Source organism: Piscibacillus halophilus (assembly GCF_900110685.1).
Taxonomy (GTDB): Bacteria; Bacillota; Bacilli; order Bacillales; family Alkalibacillaceae; genus Piscibacillus; species Piscibacillus halophilus.
Genome location: NZ_FOES01000039.1, coordinates 1 through 22,984 on the forward strand (window position 1 = coordinate 1; position 22,984 = coordinate 22,984).

23 protein-coding genes are annotated in these 22,984 nt (G+C 36.8%); 15 read left to right on the plus strand and 8 right to left on the minus strand.

Annotation, left to right across the window (positions count from 1 at the left end; all coding sequences use genetic code 11):
- Positions 1–328, plus strand: a 328-nt coding sequence (locus BMY57_RS16315; protein ID WP_256205310.1) for a transposase, incomplete at its 5' end; no start/stop codon positions are given.
- Here the strand turns inward: BMY57_RS16315 and BMY57_RS13110 are convergent.
- Together BMY57_RS13110 and BMY57_RS13115 are read right to left on the minus strand one after the other, a co-directional pair.
- On the minus strand, positions 316–939 hold the full coding sequence (locus BMY57_RS13110; protein ID WP_091775234.1) for an SCO family protein: 624 nt from the start codon (positions 937–939) through the stop codon (positions 316–318). The genes BMY57_RS16315 and BMY57_RS13110 overlap by 13 nt on opposite strands.
- Before the next feature lie 99 nt (positions 940–1,038).
- The gene (locus BMY57_RS13115) at positions 1,039–1,917 is read right to left on the minus strand and encodes a metallophosphoesterase (protein ID WP_091775168.1); all 879 of its coding nucleotides are present in this window, start codon (positions 1,915–1,917) and stop codon (positions 1,039–1,041) included.
- Positions 1,918–2,047: 130 nt separating this feature from the next.
- On the opposite strand from BMY57_RS13115, the gene fadH reads away from it, so the two are divergent.
- Positions 2,048–2,812 carry a 2,4-dienoyl-CoA reductase gene (gene fadH, locus BMY57_RS13120; RefSeq protein ID WP_091775171.1) on the plus strand — a complete coding sequence of 255 codons (765 nt, stop codon included), beginning with the start codon at positions 2,048–2,050 and terminating at the stop codon, positions 2,810–2,812.
- Between the two features lie 264 nt (positions 2,813–3,076).
- Positions 3,077–3,544 (plus strand): DinB family protein, encoded by a 468-nt coding sequence (locus BMY57_RS13125; protein WP_091775174.1) that lies wholly within the window; start codon positions 3,077–3,079, stop codon positions 3,542–3,544.
- A 93-nt stretch (positions 3,545–3,637) separates the two neighbouring features.
- On the opposite strand, the gene trhA is transcribed toward BMY57_RS13125, so the two are convergent.
- Complete coding sequence (gene trhA / locus BMY57_RS13130) at positions 3,638–4,282, minus strand: PAQR family membrane homeostasis protein TrhA (protein WP_091775177.1); 645 nt, start codon at positions 4,280–4,282, stop codon at positions 3,638–3,640.
- 137 nt (positions 4,283–4,419) lie between these two features.
- Here trhA and cbpB point away from each other — a divergent pair, with 137 nt between their 5' ends.
- The 3 genes from cbpB to BMY57_RS13145 all read left to right on the plus strand — a co-directional run bounded on the left by cbpB (position 4,420) and on the right by BMY57_RS13145 (position 6,832).
- Complete coding sequence (gene cbpB, locus BMY57_RS13135; protein WP_091775180.1) at positions 4,420–4,863, plus strand: cyclic-di-AMP-binding protein CbpB; 444 nt, start codon at positions 4,420–4,422, stop codon at positions 4,861–4,863.
- A gap of 65 nt (positions 4,864–4,928) precedes the next feature.
- Positions 4,929–5,648 (plus strand): 2,3,4,5-tetrahydropyridine-2,6-dicarboxylate N-acetyltransferase, encoded by a 720-nt coding sequence (gene dapD / locus BMY57_RS13140; protein WP_177176392.1) that lies wholly within the window; start codon positions 4,929–4,931, stop codon positions 5,646–5,648.
- A 65-nt stretch (positions 5,649–5,713) separates the two neighbouring features.
- Complete coding sequence (locus BMY57_RS13145) at positions 5,714–6,832, plus strand: N-acetyldiaminopimelate deacetylase (protein ID WP_091775183.1); 1,119 nt, start codon at positions 5,714–5,716, stop codon at positions 6,830–6,832.
- A 25-nt stretch (positions 6,833–6,857) separates the two neighbouring features.
- On the opposite strand, the gene BMY57_RS13150 is transcribed toward BMY57_RS13145, so the two are convergent.
- Positions 6,858–8,186, minus strand: a complete 1,329-nt coding sequence (locus BMY57_RS13150) for an FAD-dependent oxidoreductase (RefSeq protein WP_091775186.1) — start codon at positions 8,184–8,186, stop codon at positions 6,858–6,860.
- Between the two features lie 57 nt (positions 8,187–8,243).
- A complete protein-coding gene (locus BMY57_RS13155; RefSeq protein WP_091775188.1) occupies positions 8,244–9,056 on the minus strand; it encodes a mechanosensitive ion channel family protein in 813 nt (270 codons plus the stop codon).
- 257 nt (positions 9,057–9,313) lie between these two features.
- Between BMY57_RS13155 and BMY57_RS13160 the strand changes: the two genes are divergently transcribed.
- From BMY57_RS13160 to BMY57_RS13170, 3 genes are all read left to right on the plus strand, one after another.
- Complete coding sequence (locus BMY57_RS13160; RefSeq protein ID WP_091775191.1) at positions 9,314–11,068, plus strand: ABC transporter ATP-binding protein; 1,755 nt, start codon at positions 9,314–9,316, stop codon at positions 11,066–11,068.
- Between the two features lie 12 nt (positions 11,069–11,080).
- Entirely contained in the window at positions 11,081–12,901 is a 1,821-nt protein-coding gene (locus BMY57_RS13165) for an ABC transporter ATP-binding protein (protein ID WP_091775194.1), read from the plus strand.
- 210 nt (positions 12,902–13,111) lie between these two features.
- The gene (locus tag BMY57_RS13170) at positions 13,112–13,777 is read left to right on the plus strand and encodes a potassium channel family protein (protein ID WP_091775197.1); all 666 of its coding nucleotides are present in this window, start codon (positions 13,112–13,114) and stop codon (positions 13,775–13,777) included.
- Between the two features lie 58 nt (positions 13,778–13,835).
- Here the strand turns inward: BMY57_RS13170 and rnjA are convergent, their stop codons facing one another.
- From rnjA to def, 3 genes are all read right to left on the minus strand, one after another.
- Positions 13,836–15,503, minus strand: coding sequence for a ribonuclease J1 (gene rnjA, locus BMY57_RS13175; RefSeq protein WP_091775200.1), 1,668 nt, complete (start codon positions 15,501–15,503; stop codon positions 13,836–13,838).
- A 14-nt stretch (positions 15,504–15,517) separates the two neighbouring features.
- Positions 15,518–15,727 carry a DNA-dependent RNA polymerase subunit epsilon gene (locus tag BMY57_RS13180; RefSeq protein ID WP_091775203.1) on the minus strand — a complete coding sequence of 70 codons (210 nt, stop codon included), beginning with the start codon at positions 15,725–15,727 and terminating at the stop codon, positions 15,518–15,520.
- A 357-nt stretch (positions 15,728–16,084) separates the two neighbouring features.
- Positions 16,085–16,642, minus strand: a complete 558-nt coding sequence (gene def, locus BMY57_RS13185; RefSeq protein WP_091775239.1) for a peptide deformylase — start codon at positions 16,640–16,642, stop codon at positions 16,085–16,087.
- A gap of 148 nt (positions 16,643–16,790) precedes the next feature.
- Here def and BMY57_RS13190 point away from each other — a divergent pair, with 148 nt between their 5' ends.
- The 6 genes from BMY57_RS13190 to BMY57_RS13215 all read left to right on the plus strand — a co-directional run.
- Complete coding sequence (locus BMY57_RS13190) at positions 16,791–17,447, plus strand: YkyA family protein (protein ID WP_091775222.1); 657 nt, start codon at positions 16,791–16,793, stop codon at positions 17,445–17,447.
- Positions 17,448–17,859: 412 nt separating this feature from the next.
- Positions 17,860–18,903, plus strand: a complete 1,044-nt coding sequence (gene pdhA, locus BMY57_RS13195) for a pyruvate dehydrogenase (acetyl-transferring) E1 component subunit alpha (RefSeq protein WP_091775242.1) — start codon at positions 17,860–17,862, stop codon at positions 18,901–18,903.
- Between the two features lie 3 nt (positions 18,904–18,906).
- The gene (locus tag BMY57_RS13200) at positions 18,907–19,884 is read left to right on the plus strand and encodes an alpha-ketoacid dehydrogenase subunit beta (protein ID WP_091775225.1); all 978 of its coding nucleotides are present in this window, start codon (positions 18,907–18,909) and stop codon (positions 19,882–19,884) included.
- A 19-nt stretch (positions 19,885–19,903) separates the two neighbouring features.
- A complete protein-coding gene (locus BMY57_RS13205) occupies positions 19,904–21,211 on the plus strand; it encodes a dihydrolipoamide acetyltransferase family protein (protein ID WP_091775228.1) in 1,308 nt (435 codons plus the stop codon).
- A 3-nt stretch (positions 21,212–21,214) separates the two neighbouring features.
- Positions 21,215–22,621 carry a dihydrolipoyl dehydrogenase gene (lpdA, locus tag BMY57_RS13210; protein WP_091775231.1) on the plus strand — a complete coding sequence of 469 codons (1,407 nt, stop codon included), beginning with the start codon at positions 21,215–21,217 and terminating at the stop codon, positions 22,619–22,621.
- Between the two features lie 176 nt (positions 22,622–22,797).
- Positions 22,798–22,984 (plus strand): transposase (locus BMY57_RS13215; RefSeq protein ID WP_143063842.1); only part of this gene is annotated, 187 nt, incomplete at its 3' end.

Here is a 22,984-nt window from a genome sequence, read left to right on the forward strand (position 1 = left end):
AAAAGCATATACAAGGGAAAAGCTTTCGGAAGAAAAAACGGGTGAACTATACGGCAAACGAAAAGTAGATGTTGAACCTGTTTTTGGATTTCTGAAGGCTAATTTGCGCTTCTCTCGAATGTCTGTTAGGGGCAAAGAGAAGGTGAAAAATGAATTAGGATTTGCGTTCATGGCGGTGAATCTAAGAAAGTTCACCACCATGAACGCGAAAACAAGCTGGGCATATAACGAAACAAAGCAGAAAAAAGGCACCAAACCATACTTTTTATGGTTGGTGCCTTTTTTACGTTATTTTAGGCTAGTTATGTCCCAGCCTCATTTTTTATAATGCTTCAAATATTCAACAATGCTTTCCATTTCTTCAAATGAAGTCCCTTTGAAACGATTAATCATGTCACCTTCAGGGGAGACAAGCATAAATGAGGTATCATGTGTTACTTGGTCATCACCATCTACTTTTGAAACTAATGCTTTAAATGATTTTGATGCAAAGCTTTCAATGTCCTCTTGGGAGTATCCTGTTAAGAAGTCCCAATTACTATAATCTGCTCCGTGTTTATCTCCAAAGGCTTTTAATGTCTCAGGGTCGTCATTTTGTGGATCCACAGAGAACGAGACAAGTCGAATATCGATTCCTTCTTCATCTAGCATTTGCTGAAGTTTTGCCATATTAGCCGTCATTGGTGGACACACAGTTTCACAATTTGTGAAGATTAAATCAGCTACCCAATATTCACCTTTAAGATCATCTAGAGATACAGTCTCATCGTCTTGATTCGTAAAGCTAAAGTCTTGTACCTCTTCTTCAAACTCAGGTTTAATTTCCTGTTCATCGTTATTTTGATTGCCATTAGCAGAGGAATTATGATCATCGCCACATGCTACAAGTAGCATGATGGTTATTAACGAAAATAAGACTATCTTTAGGTTTTTGAACATTTTTTCACGCTCCAATCCATATCCACCCTTATTCTAGCACTGTTGATGTAGAAACATAACATTGAAAAAACAACATTTTTAACAATTCCTTGACAAGAGTTAATTTGTAGGTGCTGAGCGTAAAGTGTATATATTAAATTCAGGTCGACACAAGAAACGAAATGGAAGGCGGGTGGTTCCTAGCCCTCGCGATACATATAATTGAAGGGGGCGTTCACCTAACTCATGATAACCTTCCACATACTCAGTACCTAAATGAGGTGTCACAATATATCCAAAGAACGGTAATTGGATTTGTCCACCGTGACTATGCCCAGATAGTTGAAGATCAAATGGATAATCCGACATTTGAGCTGCGAAATCTGGTTCATGACAAAGTAGAATATTAAAGCGTTCCCGGTCGGCATGCGGAATGAGTTTAGAAGGCTCAGGACGACCGAGTAGAATATCATCTAAACCAGATAAATTGAAATAATCTTGTTCATTATTAATTTGAACTGTTTCGTTTTGTAATAATTGAAAGCCTCCTTGACTCATCACATCCCGAATATGTTCGGTACCATAACCACCGTGATCATGATTTCCGTATATCCAGTACTTTCCGTAAGGCGCTTCAATTTTGGATAGTGAATCAATAATTTCAACATAATTACTTTCTTCCATTTGTGATGGGTCGTCTGTTAAATCTCCTGTAAAAACGACTAAATCAGGATGTTGATTGTTTACAGCTGTAATTAATTTTCGAAACTCTTTTAAACTATATTGAAAACCTATATGGGTATCTGAGATTTGTAAGATTTTAAAATCGTTAAATGATTCTGGGATTCTATGAGATTTTACAGTGGAATGAATGATGTTTAACCATCGTGGCTCAACATCATGTGCGTAGTAATAGCCACCATATGAAACCCCAATAACCCCAAGAGATCCTATTGTAATGTTTTTAAGAAAACGTCTTCTCGATAACTTTTTACTCATGTTGTTTCATCCTCTTTTTTGTACCTTTCTATCATTATATCATGGTTTTTTTAGTTTATATATGAGATAATATACAGAAAATGAATGACTATTCAGTAAAAACAGAAAAATAAGTTGAGGAGGAATGTCAGTGAAAGATGAAGTTGTTATTGTGACTGGTGGATCTAGTGGTATGGGAAAATATATGGCTAAGAAATTTGCCCACGAGGGAGCAAAAGTAGTCATCACAGGTCGAGACCAAGAAAGATTAGATCAAGCAAAAGAAGATATATTAGAAGGCAAAGACTTGAAAGTAAAAACTGTCGTGATGGATGTTAGAAAGCCAGAAGACGTGAACCGAATGGTTGAAGAGACAGTCGAAGAGTATGGTGTAATTCACCATTTAGTTAATAATGCAGCTGGAAATTTTATTGCACCAGCTGAGGAATTATCAGTTAATGGCTGGAACGCAGTTATTGATATTGTGCTCAATGGTACTTTTTATTGCAGCCATTCAGTCGGTAACTATTGGATTGAAAACGGTATCAAAGGGAATATCGTGAACATGGTCGCTACATATGCATGGAATGCTGGAGCAGGTGTGATTCATTCAGCATCAGCAAAAGCAGGTGTTTTAACCATGACACGTACCTTATCCGTTGAATGGGGTCGTAAATATGGAATTAGATCAAATGCGATTGCACCGGGTCCGATTGATCGAACTGGTGGAGCAGAAAAACTATGGGAATCTGAAGAAGCAGCAAAACGCACGCTTCAATCCGTACCACTCGGTCGCTTAGGGGAGCCAGAGGAAATAGCAGATTTAGCTTATTTTATCCTGAGTGATGCTAAATATATGAACGGAGAAGTCGTCACACTAGACGGAGGACAATGGTTGAATAAATTTCCTTTCTAGTTGAAAAAAATGACTACAAAATTAATTTGTAGTCATTTTTTTATGAATGAATATTTGTTTAGTAAAAAGTGATTTTTGGTTAGTAAGCTTTAATTTTTGTTAAGTATGATTCAAATTTTGTTTAGTATGAATGTATTTTTATTTAATATACAGGAAATTTTGTTCAGTAATGAATAACTTAGTTGAGATCTTGTGTTAACATTGAAGCAATAAATTGATTATTCTGGAAATGGCGACCGAAATTTTAATAGGAGTTGAATAATAATGGTTCATGCTAGAGCTGTTTTAATAAACCAGCTATTAGCCAACGCAAATGATCGCAGTTGGTATGCCTCCTTTGAAGAAACAGTTGAGGGAATCTCATATCAAGAAGCGTTTTGGAAACCGGATGAGGAGAGTCATAGTATTGCTGAAATAGTACAACATCTTATTTATTGGAATGAAGTTTGGCAAGTGAGGTTTGAGAAATCAAACTTTCATTCAGTTCAATCGATGAAAGATAATGCAGCTAGCTTTCTTCTGGAAGACAATATCAGTTTTACTGAACTGAAAGAAAAATTACTCGAAATTCTATTAAGGTGGGAGAAAATGCTTTCAGACGATAAGCTTGAATCTCGGGTAGATGGATTCCCAGTGGAAGCAGAGTGGTGGGCACTTATTGGCAATGCTGCGACACATAATGCTTACCATATTGGTCAAATAAACTATATTCGAAAAATGAAAAAGGGTTAAATGAAGTGATTGGTTTATGTGAAAATTGAGGCTCTTTAAATAATAAGCACAGACCTTAGTCGAGGTCTGTGCTACTTTTTAAAAAAATATCTATTAAGGAAGCACGATATAAAATAAGATCGCAAAGAAGTGAAAGGCGCTTCCAGCTACGACAAACAAATGCCACACTGCGTGGTGATAAGGAAACCCTCTCCACATATAGAAAATACTTCCTACGCTGTAGAGAATTCCGCCAATTACTAGAAAGATTAATCCTCTAACCGCCATCTCCTGAGCTAATGGGTTCCAAACAAAGACAATGAACCAACCTAAGAAAATATAAATTAATGTTGAGACCACCATAAATCGTTTTACAAAGAAAATTTTAAAAATAATCCCTAGGATGGAGACGCCCCAAATGACTCCAAATAAAGTCCAACCAATCGGTCCTCTTAATAAGACTAATAATATTGGTGTATACGTACCGGCAATGAATAAATATATAGATGAATGGTCAATGAATAGGAATATATCCTTTGCCCGACCATCTTTTAATGCGTGAACAATGGTGGATGATAGATACATAATTAACATTGTAACACCATAAACGGTAACGGATACGACATGCCAGACTGTCCCATGTATAGAGGAAAAAATGATTAAAATCACTAGTCCAGCTATACTTAACAGCGCACCTAGGCCATGTGTAAAAGCATTGACGGCTTCTTCTTTTCTTGTAAACTCGTACGCCAATTTAATCCCTCATTTCTTTATCTATTTGTTTATTATAAATGAAATGGGGTATAAAAAGTAGGATTGTGTTTATGCCCTTTTCATTCATTTGTGTTAAAATGTAAATTGGGTGTTACTCCTGTGTTAATTAAGGAGGGGAGTAAATGTTAGATTTATCGAACTTCGATTTATCAACAATACCAGTAACAGAAAATATGATTGATGCAGAAAAAGTCGCACACGTCCAACTACAAAATCCACTAGAACACGCATTATTAGTATTAACAAAAACAGGTTATAACGCAGTACCAGTCTTAGATTTAGACGGGAAATTTTGTGGAACTATTAGCAAATCAGCTATTGTTGAAGCTATGTTTGGATTAGAACAAATAGAAGTAGATCAGTTGTATGATAAAAAAGTCGAAGATGTTATGGAAGAAGACATTCCAACCGTCAGGATAGACGATTCACTTGAAAAAGCATTGCATGTATTAATCGACCATTCCTTTGCTTGTGTTCTAGATCATCAAGACAAGATGGTTGGAATTTATACACGTCGCGAGATGCTAAAACAATTGAGAAATGAATATTATCAACAGCGTAGTTAAGACTTGTCAAAGAATTTACCCTTTTGATAAAGTAAAGTAAAACTGTATTAAATGGAGGATTCAACATGAATATGATGGATGCGAATGAAATTATTGAATTTATTTCCAATGCTAAGAAATCAACACCTGTTAAAGTATATATTAAAGGTAATAAACTTAGCAGTATCGAATTTAACGAGGGAATTCAAGCGTTTGTCGATGAACAAACAGGTGTTATTTTCGGTGAATGGAAAGTCGTAAAAGAAGATCTAGAAAAGTTCAGTCATTTAATCGATGACCATGTCATTGAAAATGATCGTCGTAATTCTGCAATCCCGTTATTAGACCTAAAAAACATTAATGCTCGTATTGAACCAGGTGCAATCATCCGTGACCAGGTTGAAATTGGTGATGGTGTTGTTATTATGATGGGAGCATCCATTAACATCGGTTCAGCTATTGGTGAAGGTACGATGATTGATATGAATGCGGTTCTTGGAGGACGTGCTACGGTTGGTAAGAACTGTCACATTGGTGCAGGAGCGGTGTTAGCTGGTGTTATCGAGCCACCTTCAGCGAAACCTGTTGTCATTGAAGATGGTGTCGTAGTTGGAGCCAATGCAGTAATCTTAGAGGGAGTAACAGTCGGTGAAGGCTCTGTTGTTGCAGCCGGAGCGATTGTAACTGAAGATGTACCACCAAACACAGTCGTAGCAGGTACACCTGCAAAAGTCGTCAAAGAAATTGATGATCAAACGAAATCCAAAACAGAAATTATGAGTGCTTTAAGAAAGCTAGATGATTAATAAGAAGGATGAAGCGGAATCTTAACGGGTTCCGCTTTTTCTTAGTTCATAATGAAAGGTAGATTATGATGAACGATCAATGGATAAAAGTCAGAAGAGACTTACACCAAATTCCTGAAATAGGGTTCAAAGAGTTTAAAACACAAGAGTATTTGTTAACGTACATCCAAAGCCTGCCTCAACAAAATTTGACTGTTGAAAAATGGAGAACAGGATTATTTGTATTTGTAGAAGGTAAAAAGGGAGAAAAGACGGTTGCTTATCGAACGGATATTGATGGGTTACCCATAAAAGAGGAGACAGGATTTGAATTTGCCTCACATCATGAAGGGTATATGCATGCATGTGGCCATGATTTTCATATGACCATTGCTTTAGGTGCATTAACGGAGATGGTTAACCAACCGCCTGAACAAAATGTTTTATTTATTTTCCAGCCCGCTGAAGAAGGTCCTGGTGGGGCAGAACTGATGCTTGAAAGTGATCTAATGAAAAAATATAATCCGAGTTCAATCTTTGCCTTACATATTGACCCGAAGCTTCCTGTTGGAACGGTAAGCTCAAAACCTGGGCTTTTATTTGCGAATACGAGCGAGCTTTTTATTGATTTTAAAGGTAAAGGAGGGCATGCTGCTTACCCTCACGAGACGAAAGATATGATTATGGCAGCGAGTGCTTTTAATGTACAATTACAGCAAGTCGTTAGTCGAATGCGAGATCCATTAAAACCAGCTGTTGTTACCTTAGGAAAAATGGAAGCAGGTACAGTACAAAATATCATTGCCGAACACGCTAGAGTCGAAGGGACGATTCGCACGATTCATCCCGATTCAATGGATCTCATCAAACAAGGAATTGAACGAATCTTAAAAGGTATTGAAACAAGGTTCGATTGCCAAACATCTGTTGATTATGGGGCGAATTATTATATGGTTCATAATGATGCAGAACAAGTTGAGAAATTCAAAGATGTGATCGACAATAGTGACATTAGCTATCAAGATGCACCTGAGGCCATGACAGGAGAAGATTTCGGTTACTTCTTAAAAGGTATCCCTGGCTTTATGTTTTGGTTAGGCGTAGATTCCCCTTATGGATTACATCATAATCAACTGAACCCAAAGGAAGAAGCCATAGAAGTCGGAATTGAAGCTGTAACGAAAATGATTTATAGTGAGTCATGAAAAAGCTAGCCTAGTTGGCTAGCTTTTATAATGTCCGTTTAGCTGCTTGTTGTATGGGGTCCCAGACGCCGTTGAAAGGTGGGGCATAGGATAAATCTAAATCCAACAGGTGGACAGTCGTCATATGATGATATAAGGCGGTGGCTAAAACATCAATTCGTTTATCGACACCTTTATTTCCGATGATTTGTCCGCCAAGTAAACGCTTAGTTGGCTTCTCATATACAATTTTAACGGTTAATTCTTCTTGATTAGAATAATAACTTGCAACCGGTCTTGTCGTAATTTTGACAGAATCAAAATCCATTGAAAGTTTTTTAGCTTCTTTCTCCGATAAACCTGTTCGACCAATTTCAAGATTATGAAACTTTAAAATAGATGTCCCAACGATTCCATGAAACTTTGCAGAATCACCTGCCAGGTTTTGTCCGGCAATCATCCCTTGTTTATTCGCATGAGTACCTAAAGGAACATAATCATTTTGCTGTTTGATTCTGTGATACTGTGAAGCGCAGTCTCCAGCTGCATAAACATCTGGAACATTGGTTTGCATATAGTCATTGACGATTAATTCATTTTTCTCGCCAATTTCAAATTCTTCTCCTACAAATTTTGTGTTTGGATTGACTCCTACTGATATAAGGACTAAATCAGTTTCATATTCAGCTTGATTGGTAATGACTTTTTCAACGACTTTTTTACCGGAAAACCTTTGGACAGATTCATTGAATTTAACCTTAATACCTTGTTTTTTCGCTTCTTCATAGATCAACTCAGCCATATCTCTATCAAAAGGGGTCATTAGCTGGTTTCCTCTTTGGATAATCGTTACATTCTTACCAATATCGTTAAAGTTTTCAGCCATCTCTAATCCGATAAAACCGCCACCAACGATGGTGACATTTTTTATATTTTTATTAAGATAACTTAAAATATCATTCGTATCTGGAATGGTATTTATTTGAAAGACTCCCTCCAAATCAATGCCTTCCCAATCAGGTGTAACAGGACTCGCGCCACTTGCGATGAGGAGTTTATCATAATGATACATAAATGATTCCCCAGTGTTTGTCCTTTTTCCATAAACGGTTTTTGTGGAGGGGTCAACTTTTGTAACTTCGTGATTAATTTTAGCATCGATATGATATTTATTGCGAAACGTCTCCACACTACGAGCAATGACATCTTCTGGTTCATCAACGATTCCACTAATAGTATATGGGAGACCACATTGACCGTAAGAATATATCTCGCCTTTTTCTAATACGGTAATATCGTGATGATCTTTAGAGCGGACGATTTGCATCGCTGCACTCATGCCTGCTGCATCTCCACCTATGATGACATATTTCATTTTATCACCTACCTAATTTAAAAAGCCTGTTCAAGAGTATGAACAGGCTTAATCATATTATGCATCTTTCTTTTCGATGTAAACTTGATGTGGGAATGGAATTTCAATTTCTGCTTGATCCAATGCTTCTTTACAAGCTTTGCGAATATCACGTTCAACACCGAATTGTTCCATTTTTTCAGTTTGTGCGATAATACGTAGCACGACATCAGATGAGCCTAGGCTTTGTACACCAATGACATCTGGCCCTTCTTTAACGCGCTCGTCTTCGCGGAACAGGTCACATGCTTGTTGTAATACACTGATGGCTTCATCGATATTCTCATCATATGCAATACCTATATCAACTAATGCACGCATATTTCCTCTTGTATGATTTTCAACATTTGAAATATTACGGTTTGGTACATAGTGAAGGGTACCATCAAAGCCGCGAATTTGTGTCGTTCTGAGACCGAGTTCCTCTACGATTCCACTAACGCCACCGGCTGTGACATAATCATCTACGTCAATTTGTTTTTCAAGTAGAATGAAAAATCCCGTTACAATATCACTCACGAGACCTTGGGCACCAAAACCAATAGCTAGTCCAATAATACCTGCACCAGCTAGGAATGGTGTGATATCCATATTAAGCATTCCTAATAGTGATAAAGTAAAAAAGATTAATAGAGCGTATGTATAAATATTTAATAATAACTTCTCTAAAGTTTTCTTACGCCCTTCGTGAAGTTTCTGATTCTTTCCAACTTGGTTCATCATGCTAGAAATGATTTTCCGGCCAAGTGGTGCCAATATAATAAATACTAAGATTAGTACTCCGATTGGCATTAATTTTGCCATAATGTCATTTAAATCAAATCCAAACATTCTATCTCTCCTTTCTAGTTAATTATTATATACCACATTTTTCGTATTTTAAAATCATCTCAGTCTTAAGTCTGAATTTAATTAGTTCCAAATGTCGAAGCGCTTTATGGTTAGATGTTATATTATAATCATTATAAATTTTTAAAATTTTTGTGAAAAAAGGGTAGAATTTTATTTCGGAACTCGGTATATTTATTAAAGTACTATTTTTTTTAATATTTAGATTTGTATTAAGGCATTTTAGAAGGGGGAACATCATGGAGACGTTTAAGAAGCTTAAAGAATTTTATTGGCCTTACAAGCGATTTTTCATACTTTCGTTGGTGTCATTATTCTTTGTAACAGTTATTACAGTCGTTTATCCAATCGTGCTACAGATTACGATTGATGACGTCATTACGCCTGCGAATTATGAATATATTCCTTATATCGCGATTGCGTTTTTAGTTTTGATGGGAGTTAAAGCCATTACGACATACTTTCATCAATATCTTGGTGAATATTTTGGAATTTCAGCTGTTTACTCGCTAAGAGATGCATTGTATAAAAAGCTGCAACGGCTTTCATTCCATTATTATGATAACGCAAAAACAGGGGATTTAATGTCCCGTTTAACAGCAGATGTCGAACTGTTTAGATTCTTTCTATCGTTCGGTTTTTCAGAATTAATTAGAATTGTTTTATTAGTATTGATCAGTTTATCTGTTATGTTTTTTTACTCAGTTCCACTTGCTTTAGTAACGATGGCAGCTATGCCTTTTTTAATTGTCGTTGTTATGAAGTTCGATAAAAGAGTACACCCTGCTTTCAGAGGAATTCGTAAGTCATTTGGAAGAATGAATACAAGAGTTCAAGAAAATATCTCTGGTATGAACACGGTTAAATCTTTATCACGAGAAGATTTTGAGATTGAACGTTTCTCAGATAAAGGTGAAAATTACAGACAACATTATTTGAAAACAGCTAAAATCTGGTCTAAATATTTTCCATTGATGGAGTTTATCGGGAATATTTGTGTTGTGGCATTAGTTGCTTTTGGTGCTTACCTAGTGATGGAGGGGAATCTAGCTTTAGGTGAGTTAGTCGCATTCTTTAGTTTAGTTTGGTACATTCTTGGACCACTTATGAACTTTGGTTTTGTCATTAACATGTTCTCACAAGCAAAAGCTGCCGGTGAACGTTTATCCGAAATTTTAGATTCTGAAGATGAAATTAAAGAGAAGGAAAACGCGATTAAATCGGATGTGCGCGGGCATGTCACATTTAAAGACGTTACCTTGACTTATGTTCAAGATGATGATGAAGCCTTAAAGAATGTATCGTTTGATGCACCTCCTGGCAAAGTAGTTGGATTAATTGGTGCCACTGGGTCTGGTAAAACAAGTATTACTCAATTAATTACTAGATTTTATGAACCGGAACAAGGTGATGTGTTGATCGACGGACGTTCAGTGACAGACTACTCATTAAAAGAGCTAAGAAAGCATATTGGATTTGTATTACAGGAACCATTTTTATTCTCGACAACCATTAAGGATAATATTGCTTATGGTAATCCAGAAGCAACTAAGGATGAGATTATAGATGCAGCTAAGCGTGCTCAGGCCCATGATTTTATTATGGAAATGCCGAATGGATATGACACATTATTAGGTGAGCGAGGAATGGGCTTATCTGGTGGGCAGAAACAGAGAATATCCATCGCAAGAGCTCTATTAATAAATCCTGCTATTCTAGTACTAGATGATGCAACTTCAGCCGTGGATATGGAAACTGAATTCAAGATTCAAAGAGCACTAAAAGAAGTGATGGAAGGACGTACGACATTTATCATTGCGCACCGTATTTCTTCCTTAAAGCACGCAGATGAAATTCTAGTATTAGAAGACGGAAAGATTGTAGAACGTGGAAAACATGAGTTCTTATTAAACAATGGAGGTCCTTATCAACGTATATACGATATTCAGTATCAGGATAAAGAAACGATTTTGGGAAAGAAGCAACATGCTTAAGGGGGGATCCGAATGGCGGAAACAATGAAGGCAAAAAGCCCTCATCTTAAACGATTTCATTATACTCAAGACATAGCAGTTGATAAACCGTTTAACTGGAAACAGTTAGTCCGTTTACTGCAATATGTAAAGCCATATGCTAAAACAGTATTACCAATCGCCATTATTGCGATGTTAATATCAACCGCGGTTCGATTAATTGTTCCGATATTAATCGGTAAAGTGATATTTGATCAAATATTACCTAGTCGCGATGTTAATTTATTAATAATCGTCATTGTAGGAATTTCGGTATTGTATTTACTAAGTTATATCGGGAATGCGGTCCGGATTAAGTACGTCAATATATTAGGGCAAAACGTCATCTATGATTTAAGAAGACATTTATTCTCACACATCCAACGATTATCCAACCGATTTTTTGATAATCGTTCAGCAGGGAGCATAATCGTTCGAATAATGAATGATATTAACTCGTTACAAGATCTATTTACAAATGGGATTATTAACCTGCTGATGGACGTTATAACATTGATTAGCATTATTGTTATCTTGGTAATATTAAGTCCTGAATTAGCTTTAGCCGTTATGGTCATCATTCCGATCATGTTCTATATTTCGACTAAGCTTAGAAAAAATATTCGAAAATCTTGGCAGCAAGTTAGAATTCAACAATCTCGTTTAAATTCACATTTAAACGAAAGCATACAAGGAGTTCGTATTACCCAATCGTTTTCACAAGAGGATAATAATACAGAATTCTTTGATGGTGTTAATACAGATAACTTTGAAAGCTGGAGAATCGCCACTAAGAAAAGTGCAATGTTCCGACCATTTGTTGAGATGAGTAATGCAGTTGGAACGATTATTCTCATCGCTTATGGTTCTTATCTAATCATTAATGGATTAGAGTTAGGTACGTTTATTGTCTTTGCATTCTTTATCGGAATGTTCTGGGAGCCTATTTCAAGACTTGGTCAAATGTATAATCAACTACTGATGGCGATGTCTGCATCTGAACGTATCTTTGAATTTTTAGATGAAAAACCAAACGTTGAAGAAAAAGAGGATGCCATTGAACTAAATGACATAAAAGGCCATATAGTGTTCGATAAAGTTCAATTCTCTTATGATAAGGATCGTGTGGCGTTACATGAAATCTCTCTAGAGATGAAGCCAGGGCAAACAGTTGCTTTAGTAGGGCATACAGGGTCAGGTAAATCGACCATTGCCAACTTAATCAACCGTTTCTATGATCCTACAAAAGGGGCGGTCAAGATTGATGGTGTCGATTTAAGAGATGTTAAACTGGATGGCTTAAGACAAAATATTAGTGTTGTATTACAAGACACATTTATTTTCTCAGGAACGATTATGGAAAACATCCGTTTTGGTCGCCCGGATGCGACGGATGAAGAAGTGATTGAAGCGGCAAAAGTTGTTGGAGCAGATGACTTCATTCAACGTTTAGCGGATGGATATGAAACAGAGGTAGAAGAACGAGGCAATATCTTATCTGCTGGTGAGCGTCAGTTACTGTCATTTGCGCGGGCACTATTAGCCGATCCTAAAATTATTATTTTAGATGAAGCAACCGCTAGTATTGATACTGAAACGGAATTGAAGATTCAAAACGCTCTTAGAAGACTGTTGAAAGGTCGTACAGCGATTATTATTGCTCACAGACTATCAACTATTAGGGATTCGGATAATATTATAGTGTTAGAGCATGGACGTATTTTAGAGCAAGGAAATCACGATGAATTGATGAAGCAACAAGGTGAATACTACAGCTTGGTTAAATCCCAATTCCAGATGCTTGATCAGCTGTAATGTTAATACAAAAACGCAATCGTCCTTGACGATTGCGTTTTTGTCATAATGATACGTAAGAGCTAGAATTCATTAAAACATGACACTTTTTCCTTTGTCTAGCAATTTTAATAACAGTTTTTTACCTTAATCATTTTATCTTAGAATACATACAAACTAAATAAATTATGGTAGACTAATTCTCAGATATAGCTTTAGGAGGAACTCAAAATGAAGAAGTTATATGGCGTAATTGGATTAGGCCGTTTTGGTGGAAGTATCTGTAAAGAGCTCAGTAAAGAAGGAGGAGAAGTACTCGCCTTAGACTTAGATGAAGACAAAGTTAATGAGTATAAAGAAATTGCCTCTGACGCGGTAATTGCCGATTCCACTGACGAATTAGCATTAAAAGAATTGGGATTTAGAAATTTAGATCACGTGATTGTGGCAATTGGCGATAATATACATGCAAGTATTTTGACCACTTTACTATTGAGAGAAATTGGTGTAAAACGGATTACAGTTAAGGCTCAGAATGACTATCATGAAAAAATACTACAAAAAATTGGAGCCGATGAAATCGTTCACCCAGAACGAGACATGGGAAAGCGAATTGCGCATAGTATTATTTCGAGTAACGTGCTTGATTATTTAGAGCTATCTGATGAGTATAGTGTCGTTGAGATTAAAGCTGGAGAGAAAATGCAAGGCAAGACGTTGTTGGAATTAGACATTCGTGCAAAATATGGGTGTAACGTTGTAGCGATTAAACGCGGAAAAGAGATTAATGTTTCGCCTATGGCTGATGAGCAAATTATGTATGAAGATATTTTAATTATTATTGGTGCTGATAAAGATATTTCTAGGTTTGAAAAAGCACTCGTAATTGAAGATTAAAAAACTCGCTGACGATTGTCAGCGAGTTTTTTGGCTATTTTGGATAGGTAATGTTTTATTAAACTTCCATTATGATTGGTAAAATCATAGGACGACGTTTCGTCTTCTCGTATAAGAATGGCTGAATCGTATCTGTGATTTCATTTTTAATTTCAGACCATTGTGAGGTTCTGCGTTCCATTACTTTTTCTAAATGATTGGCGACAAGAACCTGAGCTTCTTTAATTAAATCCTCAGACTCTCTCATGTAAACAAAACCTCTTGATATAATATCTGGTCCAGAAGCAATCTTGAATTCCTTCATGTTAATACTTACAACCACAACAACTAATCCTTCTTCTGAAAGAATACGGCGGTCGCGTAACACGATGTTACCGATGTCACCAATACCACTTCCATCGACATATACAGAGCCAGATGGTATTTTCCCGACAACACCAACATGTTTATTACCAATTGCAAGCACGTCACCGTTGTCCATTACGAATGAATTATTAAGGGGAACGCCGCAATCTTTTGCGAGCTTAGTATGCTCAGTTAACATTCGGTATTCACCGTGAATTGGCATGAAGTATTTTGGCTTTAATAGACGAAGCATTAATTTTTGCTCTTCTTGGCCACCGTGTCCAGAAGTGTGAATATCATTTAAAGATCCATGAATCACGTTGGCTCCAGCACGATAAAGTTTGTTAATGCTACGGTTGACACTAATCGTATTTCCTGGGATAGGAGAAGACGAGAAGACAACCGTATCTTCTGGTTGAATTTGGATGTGACGGTGAGTTCCATTTGCGATTCTTGATAGGGCTGCTAATGGTTCACCTTGAGATCCAGTACACAAGATACAAACTTCATCACTTGGAAGTTTATTGATTTCGTTTGGATCAATAAATGTATCCTTCGGTGCACGAATGTAGTCTAATTCTTGTCCAATTCGAATTGCGTTTTCCATGCTTCGCCCAAAGACGCAAATTTTTCGGCCGTTTCGAACGGCTGCTTCAACGACTTGTTGCAAACGATAAATGTTCGAAGCGAATGTCGCAAAAATAACTCGACCATCTACTTTATTAAAGATGTCTTGAATGCTTTCTCCTACAACACTTTCAGAAAGTGTAAATCCAGGTACTTCACTGTTGGTACTGTCAGAAAGTAAGCATAAAACTCCTTCAGAACCGATCTCAGCCATTTTAGTCAAATTAGCTGGTTCACCAACAGGCGTGAAGTCAAATTTGAAATCCCCAGTGTGAACGATGTTACCTGGAGGCGTTTTGACTACTATTCCGTATGAATCTGGAATACTGTGTGTTGTACGGAAGAAAGAAACGGAAGTTTTACGGAATTTAATAACGTCATCTTCTTGAATCGTATTCAGTTTGGCATTTCGTAATAATCCGTGTTCGTCTAATTTATTACGAATTAAACCAATTGCTAGCTTACCTGCATAAATAGGTACATTAATTTCTCTTAATAAATACGGAATGCCACCAATGTGGTCTTCATGTCCATGTGTGATAAACAATCCTTTAATCTTGTCTTGATTTTGTATTAAATACGTATAGTCGGGAATAACGTAATCGATTCCTAATAATTCATCTTCGGGGAATTTAATTCCGGCATCGATTAGAATTATTTCATCTTGAAATTGAACACCATACGTATTTTTACCGATCTCACCAAGACCGCCTAAAGCGAAGATTGCAACTTGATCGTTTTTAACAAATTTCATTTGTTCTACGACCCCTATATTTTCTCCACTTTAAAATCGTCGGATTGTTGTTCATAAGCTAAATGAGCCTCACTTAATTCTTGGACATATTCTATATTGTAGTTACGATCAGCTAGCTTTGAACGTACTTCTCTTACACTTTCCGCTTCGATATAAAGAGTTTTAGTTTCTTCTCGAACAGGTGCTTCTTCTTCATGTTCTTGATAAAGTACTTTAAAAATCATGTTATCTCTCCTTACTGTCAATATTTCTCCGTTCATTACCTATCCGTATAGCTATATCTAAATGCAAATGAGCATTAAAGAACTAATTCATGTATTAACCGTTTTTTTATTGCCGATCAATTTTTTGAGTCGCTTTTTGAGTCGATCTCTTAATCGCTTTAACATACTATCATACAACCCCTTACCGAAGATTATATGAACAACTATGTTAAATTTACTATAAGTTATAAACAAAAAATACTAAGGTATATATTAACATTATCATCTTCTTTTATTATTATATACCGCAAACTCCTTATTTTAAAATGATTTATTAAAAAAAGTACCGATTTTTGATATCAGTACTTTGATAAGGCTTTACAAATCTTCTGCTGGAGTTGAGTTTTCAGGTGGTTGGAATGGGTTATCTTTATTAATATGATCATAGAACATAATTCCATCTAAATGATCAATCTCATGTTGTAGCACGATTGCTGCATAACCTTTTAACCTTAATTTAACTTCTTCACCTTCTAGGTTCGTTCCTTTTATGGTAATTCTGGCATACCGAGGAACAATTCCGGGTACGTCACGGTCGACACTTAAGCAACCTTCTCCGCTTTGTAGATAAGTTTTTTCTACTGAATGGCTGACTATTCTTGGGTTAATCAGTCCCATGCTATACTCTCTATCATTAAAATCTGTAAAATGGACAGCAAGCATACGTTTTGAAAGACCAATTTGTGGAGCAGCTAGCCCTACACCTGGTCTTAAATTATACTTTTTAGCGATTTCATCATCTTGACTATTCTTTATAAATTGAAGCATTTCTTTAAGTGTTTCGATTTCTTCTTTAGAAGCAGGTAACTCTATATCTTCAGCCTTTTTCCTTAAGACTGGATCACCTTCACGGACAATTTGATCCATCGTAATCATGTCATTCATCCTTTCAACTCTCCTTATTACCAACATCATTTTATCACAAGTTTTTCTTTTATATTAATAATTTGGTGTTATTTTTTAGTGATTGAATATGTTATACTTTTCAATAACGGAAAAACGAACTTAGAAAGAGGGAAGAACTATGAGACGCGTAATCATTTCAGCAATGATTTTAATTTTATTTACTGTTTTGGCAGCATGTACAAACGATTACAATCCAGCAGAGGATATGTATACACATTTAGAGAAATCGGTTGAATTAGAAAGTTCCTTCCAATCTGCACAGTCTCAATTAGTTGAATTAGAAGAACAAGAAAATGAACTATACGATGAGATGATGGAAATTAATATGGATGAATTAGATGAGATTCAACCATTAGTAGAAGATGCATTAGGTTTAGTAGATGAACGCCGTGAGTTAATCAAGCAAGAAAAAGAGAGTATCGATTCTGCTAAGGAAGAATTTGATGAAGTAGACGAATATGTAGAAGAGCTAGACGAAGAACCAAAAGAGAAGGCTGATAAAATGATTGAAAAGATGGATGCTCGTTACGAAGCTTTCAATGAATTGTATGAAGCTTATCAAGCATCAATCGAATTAGATGCTGAATTGTATGAAATGCTTCAAAATGAAGAGCTTAAGAAAGAAGACTTAGATTCACAAGTGGAGTCAGTCAATAATAGTTATTCAGATGTTAAAGAAGCTCAAGAACAATTTAATAATTTAACTCAAGAATTTAATGAATTGAAAAAAGAGTTTTACGAAGCCTCAGGCCTTAATGTTGAATATGATGAATAATAGACAGTTGTAATAAAACAGAGCACGCTATTTTTAGAAAATGGTGTGCTCTTTTTGATTTGATTAGACTCATCTGTTGTATTACAGAATTTGATATTTTGTGTAACAGGGTAAACATCTGTTTAATTTAAGATATTTTGTTGTTGCACGTTAAAACCTTATGTTTAAAAGTGTTTGACGTTCATATGGATTATAGGATAAACTACAGAATAGTATGAGGTTGTATTAGTTTTTTCGAAAAAATGAATGTAACAGCCATGATTAATGTAGGCAATTTTTGGGTACATAATTTAAAGAATACGATTAGTACTCGACAGTTTAGGTAAACTATAATGAGGAATTTATTTGAAAGGAAGAGGTGACGAGAGTGAGCTTTAAAAGTCCACTTGAAGGAATCGATGAACAATTTGAAATGATTCAAATTTTAAATGAAGATGGTGAGATCGTTAACGAAGATGCTGTGCCTGACCTATCTGATGATGACTTAGTAGAGTTGATGCGTCGCATGGTGTATACAAGAGTTTTAGATCAACGTTCAATTGCATTAAATCGTCAGGGACGTCTAGGATTCTATGCACCTACTGCAGGACAGGAAGCATCTCAATTAGGTACGCATTTTGCTTTAGAAAAAGAGGATTTCTTATTACCAGCATATCGTGACGTACCACAGTTAATCTGGCATGGCTTACCACTTTACCAGGCATTCCTTTTCTCTAGAGGTCATTATCACGGTAACCAAATGCCTGAAGATGTGAATGCGTTAAGTCCACAAATTATTATCGGTGCCCAAATCACTCAAGCAGCTGGTGTTGCTTTAGGTTTGAAGCGTCGTGGAAAGAAAAATGTTGCGATTACTTATACTGGTGATGGTGGTGCATCACAAGGTGACTTCTACGAAGGAATGAACTTCGCAGGCGCTTATCAAGCACCAGCTATTTTTGTTGTGCAAAATAATCAGTTCGCTATTTCAGTACCTGTTGAAAAACAGTCTGCTGCTAAAACAATTGCTCAAAAAGCAGCGGCAGTAGGTGTACCAGGTTATTTAGTAGATGGTATGGATGTACTAGCTGTCTATCAAGTCACAAAAGAAGCACGTGAGCGTGCAATTAATGGTGAAGGTCCAACACTTATTGAAACAATGACATATCGTTATGGTCCTCATACTATGGCTGGTGATGATCCAACTCGTTATCGTACTGAAGACATGGATGATCAATGGGAGAAACGCGATCCATTAGTACGTTTCCGTAAGTACTTAGAAAGTAAAGATCTATGGTCAGAAGAGAAGGAAAATGAAGTGATTGAAGCAGCTAAAGAAGAAATTAAGGCAGCGATTAAGAAAGCTGATTCTCAAGATAAACAAAAGGTGACGGACCTAATTTCTCTTATGCATGAGGAACTTCCATACAACTTACAAGAGCAAATGGAAGAATATAAAGAAAAGGAGTCGAAGTAAGCAATGGCACAAATGACAATGATTCAAGCAATTACTGATGCTCTTCGTACGGAACTAAAAAATGATGAAAACGTGCTTGTTTTTGGTGAAGACGTAGGCCAAAACGGTGGTGTTTTCCGTGCGACTGAAGGATTACAAGAAGAATTTGGTGAAGAACGTGTATTTGATACGCCGTTAGCTGAATCAGGTATTATTGGTACGGCTGTTGGTCTGTCAACACAAGGGTTCCGCCCTGTACCTGAGATTCAATTCTTCGGCTTCGTATATGAAGCGATGGATGCTGTAAGTGGTCAAGCTGCACGTATGCGATACCGTTCTGGTGGTAGATGGCATGCTCCAATGACTATTCGTTCTCCTTTTGGTGGTGGAGTTCATACACCAGAATTACACGCAGACAGCTTAGAAGGTTTAATGGCTCAACAACCAGGGTTAAAAGTAGTGATTCCTTCTAATCCATACGACGCTAAGGGATTATTAATCTCGTCTATCCGTGATAATGACCCAGTCATTTTCCTAGAACATATGAAACTATATCGCTCATTCCGTGAAGAAGTACCGGAAGAAGAATTTACAGTTGATTTAGGTAAAGCTAAAGTAAAACGTGAAGGTAAAGATATTACTTTTATCGCATACGGAGCAATGGTTCACTCAGCACTAAAAGCTGCTGAAGAACTCGAAAAAGAAAATATCGATGCAGAAGTTATTGATTTACGTACAGTATCTCCAATTGATATTGAAACAATCATTGAATCTGTTAAGAAAACAAATCGTGCGGTCGTGATTCAAGAAGCTCAAAAACAAGCAGGTATTGCTGCAAGCGTTGTTTCAGAGATTCAGGAACGCGCAATCTTACACTTAGAAGCTCCAGTATTACGAGTGGCTGCACCAGATACAGTTTACCCATTCTCTCAAGCAGAAGAAGTTTGGTTACCAAACTATGAAGACATAGTTGAGAAAGCGAAGCAATCGATTAACTTTTAATGATTAGGAGGGAAACAAGATGGCCTACGAATTTAAACTGCCAGACATAGGTGAAGGGATTCACGAAGGTGAAATTGCCAAATGGTTCGTACAAAAAGGCGAAGAAGTAAAAGAAGATGACGTGCTATGTGAAGTTCAAAATGATAAAGCGGTTGTAGAGATTCCATCTCCAGTAGAAGGTACTGTACTAGAAGTATTAGTAGATGAAGGTGAAACAGCTGTTGTCGGAGACGTCATCATTAAGATTGATGCAGAAGGCTATGAATCAGAAAATGGTGAGGATTCTGATCAAGAAGAGGAATCTAAAGAAGAAGAGTCTAAGCAAGAGAAGCAAGACGAACAAAAAGAAGAAAGTCCAAAAACAGATTCTTCAGAGTCAGAAACAGATGAAGCAGACGATAAACGTGTTATTGCGATGCCTTCTGTTAGAAAATATGCAAGAGACAATGATGTTGATATTCGTAAAGTACAAGGTTCTGGTAAAAACGGACGTATTTTAAAAGAAGATATTGACCAATATCTTGACGGTGGCCAGCCTCAAGAACAAGCACAAGAAGCTGATGCGACAGAAGCAACGGAAGCTAAAGAACAAGAATCAGCTAAACAAACTGTTCCTGCAGGCGACTACCCAGAAACTCGTGAGAAGATTAGTGGTATTAGAAAAGCCATTGCAAAAGCGATGGTTAAATCTAAGCATACTGCTCCTCACGTTACGCTAATGGATGAAGTTGATGTAACTGAACTGGTTAACCATCGTAAAAAGTTCAAAGAAATTGCAGCAGAACAAGATATTAAGCTTACTTACTTACCATATGTGGTGAAAGCACTAGTTTCAACATTGAAGAAATACCCAGTATTAAATACATCATTTGATGATGATACAGAAGAAATCATCCAAAAGCATTATTACAATATTGGTATTGCTGCTGATACTGACAAAGGTCTATTAGTACCGGTAGTTAAAGATGCTGATCGTAAGTCGATTTTTGAAATCTCGGGCGAAGTCAACGAGTTGGCAACAAAAGCTCGTGATGGTAAACTATCATCAGAAGAAATGAAAGGTGCATCTTGTTCGATCACTAATATTGGGTCAGCCGGCGGACAATGGTTTACGCCAGTCATAAACCACCCAGAAGTAGCGATCTTAGGTATTGGCCGTATTGGTGAAAAACCTGTCGTTCGTGATGGTGAAGTGGTTGTAGCACCTGTATTAGCAATTTCATTAAGCTTTGACCATCGTATGATTGATGGTGCAACTGCACAACATGCGATGAATCATGTTAAACGTTTATTAAATGACCCACAATTAATCATGATGGAGGCGTAGATAATGGTAGTAGGAGATTTTCCAGAAGAAGTAGATACTCTTGTCGTTGGAGCAGGTCCTGGTGGATATGTCGCAGCAATTCGTGCGGCACAAATGGGACAGAAAGTTACAATTGTTGATAAAGGTAATCTAGGTGGCGTATGCTTAAATGTTGGTTGTGTTCCATCTAAAGCTTTAATCTCAGCTGGGCACCGTTTTGAACAAGCACAAGATTCTGAAGATATGGGGATTGTAGCTGAAAACGTGTCTGTTAACTTTGACAAAGTTCAAGAGTGGAAAGGCAAGATTGTTAACAAGCTAACGGGCGGTGTTGAAAGCTTACTAAAAGCAAATAAAGTAGATGTCGTAAAAGGTGAAGCTTATTTCGTTGATAAGAATACTGTTAAGATTATGGATGAGAAACAATCCCAAACTTATAAATTTAACAACTGCATTATCGCAACAGGTTCTCGTACGATTGAGTTAAAACCATTCCCTTATTCAGAGCGTGTTCTAGACTCTACTGGTGCATTAAACCTTAAAGAAATTCCTGGTAAAATGGTAGTGATCGGTGGAGGGTACATCGGTACTGAATTAAGTGGTGCATATGCAAGCTTTGGAAGCGAAGTTACGATTCTTGAAGGTACTAAAGACATTCTTGGTGGTTTTGAGAAAGGTATGACTCAATTGGTTAAAAAACATCTTAAGAAAAAAGGCGTTGAAATCGTAACAGAAGCTATGGCTCAAGGCGTAGAAGAGACGGATAACGGCGTTAAAGTAACGTATGAAGTAAAAGGTGAAGAAAAAACAATTGAAGCTGATTACTTACTCGTTACTGTCGGTCGTCGCCCTAACACTGATGAGATGGGTCTGGAAGAAATTGGGCTTGAACTTGATGACAAAGGCTTAATTAAAATTGACAAGCAATGCCGTACTAACTTAGATAACATCTATGCAATCGGTGATATTGTTGAAGGACCACAACTAGCTCACAAAGCTTCTTATGAAGGTAAAATTGCAGCAGAAGCGATCAGTGGAGAAAAATCTGAAATTGATTACTTAGGTATTCCTGCCGTTGTATTCTCTGATCCTGAACTAGCAAGTGTTGGTTACAGTGAAGATGGAGCTAAAGAAGCTGGCTATGAAGTAGTTGCGAAGAAATTCCCATTTGCGGCAAACGGTCGTGCACTATCACTTAATGATTCAGATGGTTTCGTGAAGCTAGTAACACGTAAATCAGATGGATTAGTAATTGGTGCTCAAGTAGCTGGACCTAATGCAAGTGATTTAATCGCTGAACTAGGTTTAGCAGTTGAAGCTGGTATGACAGCTGAAGACTTAGCGCTTACCATTCATGCTCATCCAACTTTAGGTGAAACGGTAATGGAAGCTGCTGAAGTTGTTCTAGGTATGCCAATTCACACAGCATAATTAATGTAAATATAAAGAGGCTGGGACAAAACCCAGTAAAATAAAAAATCGTGGAAGACATCAAAATTGATGTTCTCCACGATTTTTTTATACTCTTTTTTAATTTTTGATAAACAAAAAGGATCCCCTTTGATAGAATTAAAGTAACCACACCATAACCCCAAAGGAGGATCCTTATGTTTAAACATTATAACATGAATCAAGTGGTTTTGCCTTTAGATTTAGAAATAAAATTAGACAAAGATGATATGGCTTTTGTTGTGAATGATTTAGTCGAACAAATTCCGGAAGAAGCTTTCGCAAGCTTTTCACGCGACACCGGCTGCCCTGCTTATCACCCTAAAATGATGATGAAAATAATCT